Source organism: Streptomyces sp. NPDC000410, assembly GCF_040300305.1.
Classification (GTDB): Bacteria; Actinomycetota; Actinomycetes; order Streptomycetales; family Streptomycetaceae; genus Streptomyces.
Map to the genome: position 1 here is coordinate 1 of NZ_JBEPDM010000115.1, position 2,783 is coordinate 2,783.

The 2,783-nt window shown below is 69.0% G+C and carries 5 protein-coding genes; 1 reads left to right on the top strand and 4 read right to left on the bottom strand.

Going from position 1 to position 2,783, the window contains the following annotated elements; genetic code table 11:
• Positions 1–441 precede the first annotated feature (441 nt).
• The 4 genes from ABT342_RS37925 to ABT342_RS37940 all read right to left on the bottom strand — a co-directional run bounded on the left by ABT342_RS37925 (position 442) and on the right by ABT342_RS37940 (position 2,043).
• On the bottom strand, positions 442–699 hold the full coding sequence (locus ABT342_RS37925) for a hypothetical protein (RefSeq protein WP_351584129.1): 258 nt from the start codon (positions 697–699) through the stop codon (positions 442–444).
• On the bottom strand, positions 689–919 hold the full coding sequence (locus ABT342_RS37930) for a hypothetical protein (RefSeq protein WP_351584132.1): 231 nt from the start codon (positions 917–919) through the stop codon (positions 689–691). The genes ABT342_RS37925 and ABT342_RS37930 overlap by 11 nt, the downstream gene beginning before the upstream one ends.
• 230 nt (positions 920–1,149) lie before the next feature.
• On the bottom strand, positions 1,150–1,830 hold the full coding sequence (locus ABT342_RS37935; protein WP_351584134.1) for a restriction endonuclease: 681 nt from the start codon (positions 1,828–1,830) through the stop codon (positions 1,150–1,152).
• Positions 1,831–1,920: 90 nt separating this feature from the next.
• On the bottom strand, positions 1,921–2,043 hold the full coding sequence (locus ABT342_RS37940) for a hypothetical protein (RefSeq protein ID WP_351584137.1): 123 nt from the start codon (positions 2,041–2,043) through the stop codon (positions 1,921–1,923).
• 122 nt (positions 2,044–2,165) lie between these two features.
• On the opposite strand from ABT342_RS37940, the gene ABT342_RS37945 reads away from it, so the two are divergent.
• Entirely contained in the window at positions 2,166–2,699 is a 534-nt protein-coding gene (locus ABT342_RS37945) for a hypothetical protein (RefSeq protein ID WP_351584140.1), read from the top strand.
• Positions 2,700–2,783 lie beyond the last annotated feature (84 nt).

Sequence of the window (2,783 nt, forward strand, 5' to 3'; positions counted from 1 at the left end):
GCAGGGTTCTTCGTCATCAGCCCGGCCGCCGCGGCCGTCCCTGTCGTGGCATGAGACCAGCCGAAGGCACTCGCCCGAGCTCGCCTCGCCGTCGGTACGACTTGACTTCCTGGCGCTCAACCCGGCCCTGCCCCGGACGGCGACGCCAAGGCCTGAATCCGCATGTGCACGCGACTTCGAGCGACCTGGAGCGGTGGGCCACCGGCACCGCGGACTGACCGGTTGCAGCGGCCCGTGCAGCAGACGAACGCCCGTTTGCTGCACGGGCCGCTGCACGTGTGCAGCAGGGCCTGCTACCCGAGCAGCAGCCGTGTGGCGCTTGGGGCCAGCCTTCGAATGTCATCGCTCTCCGGCGCCAGGAACCACCCGCAGCAGCACCTCGTGCAGCAGACACAGCAGTGCCCCGGGCCCGACCAGGTCCGGGGCGCTGCTACATGTCGATCAGGCTTCGACGTACGCCACGATCGTGATCGTCTTCAGGGCGGTGACGTAGTAGATCACGCGGACTCCGTCGATCTCGTCCGCGTAGTCGCGCAGCAGGGTGCCGGGCACCTCGGTGCCCAGCTCCGGGTTGACGCTGATCGCGACGATCGCTCGGTCCAGACGGTGCGTCTCGGACGCGGTGAACTTGGCGAGCTGGGTGAGCGCGGGCTCCACCATGATGACGCGAGAGCGGCGCGCGCCGTGCTCAGGCGACACGCGGCTGCTCGTCCGCGAGGCGGGCGAGGTGGGCGTCGCGGGCGATCTCCCACGGCACGCCGGACTCGGGCGAGGGGTAGCCGTTGGCGGCGATGTCCTCCAGGACCGAAGCGAGGACGTCGACCTTCGCGCGCTGGTCGGCCGCGTACGCGCGGGCCGATTCGGCGGCGTGCTCATCGAGGGGCTGACGGGCGGGCGCGGGGGCCGGCTGCTGACTCATCCGAGGCTCCTGGACGGTTGCTCTGGCATGTGTCCTCACGGTAGCGCCGGGGCGGGGTGCTCCGGGCGGTACGCGCGAAACCTGGCACTGTCGCCAACCTATGGCCTCGCAGTCTATGGCTACTGCGAGTAACGGAGTACATCGCCTACTCGGGCTGCTGATGAGGAAGTTCCCCGAGCCCGCCAGTGGCCAAGCCACTCGCCAAGTTCCGCAGCCGTGTAGAGGTGACCTTACCCATCGCTGCTGCGGGGAAGCGGGATGCCACGTTGCTGGGAGCGCAGCAGGTACTGCCGCATCGTGGCTGGCTTCCAGGGCACCAGCCCAGCGCTATAGGCCTCCGCAAGCGAGTAGACGGACTCGCTCGAACCGGCAGGCGCTCCAGATTCAACATCGGAGAGGACGGAAGGAGCGCTGCTGCCCTTGATCCCGAGCAACTCCCAGATCGGACGGTCGCCCGTGATCCAGTCCTCCAGTAGGAGGCGGTCGACGATGTCGAGCTTCTGGGACTTGGCGAAGCCGCGGGCCCGCTTGCTGACTGCTCCATTAGTCACCAATACGACGACGTTGCCTTTGTGCACTGGGCGGCCGGTCCCGTTGAGGACCTGGAACTCTTGAACCCCGACCAACTGCCCGCCCAGTCCCTGCTTGCGATGCTTGCACTGAATGATCCAGAGCTGACCGGCAGGATCCGTTGCCACGACATCTGCCCCGTTGTCTCCTGCTCCACCGACTCTCCGCACCTTGGTTGCGCCATCGCGGATCATCAGATCGCGAACGAGGTACTCGAACTCTCGGTGGTCGAGCCCATCAACGCGTGCAGGGGAGCAGCACGAACGCTGGCACTGGATGACTGGGGACTGCTGGCGTCTTTGATGTTGCGTTGCGCTAAGAGCATGAGCGGCAGGAACCATACGAAGGCTGGGGCAGCGAAGACGGCATACATGCCGACACGGTCTCAGGTGTGACTGACACTGCCAGTGAGCTCCCGGAGGGTCTGCACTTCAGGCCCACTGAGTCGGCCAGCGCCTGGAGCTGACCGCGCCGCCGGCGAGCAGATCCTCGTAGTGGTGGCCGACCGTGCTGTGCTCGCTCCAACTGGCCACCACCTCGTCAGTCGCGCTCACGCCGTGCCGCCCTTCACCGCCGGCCGCCTTGTCGAGCCACGAGGCGAGTGCGGTCGTGGCGGCGGGGCCTGGCCTGGGCGAGACGCCCGACGAACTCGAGGTAGCCGTCGACCGGAGCGCCGGTGTGGGCGAGGGCGGCGAGCAGCGCGGCACGGTCCAGGAGGTCGCGGGCGGCTTCGTCCCCGGCCCGGCTCGGCACGCTGCGATGGAGTTGGGGTGGCCCCGCCCAACCGGGCGAGTTCTTCGGCCCGGGCGGCTACCCGCTGCTGCTCCTGGCGGCGCTGCTGCTCGGCTTCCTCCCGGCGCCGGTCTTCGGCGAGCTCCTCCCGGACGACCGCGTCGGCGTCCGGGTCGTACGGGCCGCCGGTCGCGGCGAGCAGCTGCACGATGCGCTGCCACTCCGCGAGCTCCGCTGCACGGCGGCCGCCGTCGTCGGCCGCTGCTTCGTCGCGGCGGTCCAGGTGCGCGTGCAGGTCGGCCTCTTCGAACGCTGCCGCTGCCTCGCTGGGTGTCATGCCCTGCGCGCGGCGGCGTGCCGAGGACCGGCCGACCTTCGCGTAGTCGATCGGTGTGCGCGGGGCGTCGGCGCGGCCGCGGGCGTCGGGGACGCGGCCGCGCCGCCACCCTTCGTCGGACGTGTTCATCAGAGCTCGTAACACGATCTTGTTGAGCAGCCCTGGTCGGCCGTGACCGGTGTGATGATTCGGCTGTTTGGGATGGTGTGACTACCCGGCCATGGA

Excerpts from the sequence above, each read along its gene's own strand:
- ABT342_RS37935 (WP_351584134.1), bottom strand. The coding sequence starts at position 1,830 with ATGGTTCCTGCCGCTCATGCTCTTAGCGCAACGCAACATCAAAGACGC.
- ABT342_RS37930 (WP_351584132.1), bottom strand. The coding sequence starts at position 919 with ATGAGTCAGCAGCCGGCCCCCGCGCCCGCCCGTCAGCCCCTCGATGAG.